Consider the following 300-nt stretch of genomic DNA (forward strand, 5'->3'; position numbering starts at 1 on the left):
GGGGTCGAAGGTGCCGCTGGGGTTGACGACCTCGCCCCGCAGCCGGCCGGGGCCGGTCTCCCGCAGCAGGATGCGGTCGGGGACCGGCCAGGTCAGCGACTGGTCGACGAAGTCCCAGATCCAGCCGCCCTGGAGGACGTCGTAGCGGCGGACGATGTCCCAGTACTTCTTGAAGTTTCCGCTGGAGTTGCCCATCGCATGGGAGTACTCGATCATCACGTACGGCCGGGTGTCACTGGTGTCCTTGGCGCGCTGCTCGACCCGCTGCGGGCTGTCGTACATCTCGGAGCGGATGTCGCT

1 protein-coding gene is annotated in these 300 nt (G+C 67.3%); it reads right to left on the reverse strand.

Annotation, left to right across the window (positions count from 1 at the left end):
- Nucleotides 1-300, reverse strand: a 300-nt coding sequence (locus tag OO70_RS50940) for a glycoside hydrolase family 2 TIM barrel-domain containing protein (RefSeq protein ID WP_043688546.1), incomplete at both ends; no start/stop codon positions are given.

The organism is Streptomyces xylophagus, from assembly GCF_000716435.1.
GTDB lineage: Bacteria > Actinomycetota > Actinomycetes > Streptomycetales > Streptomycetaceae > Streptomyces > Streptomyces xylophagus.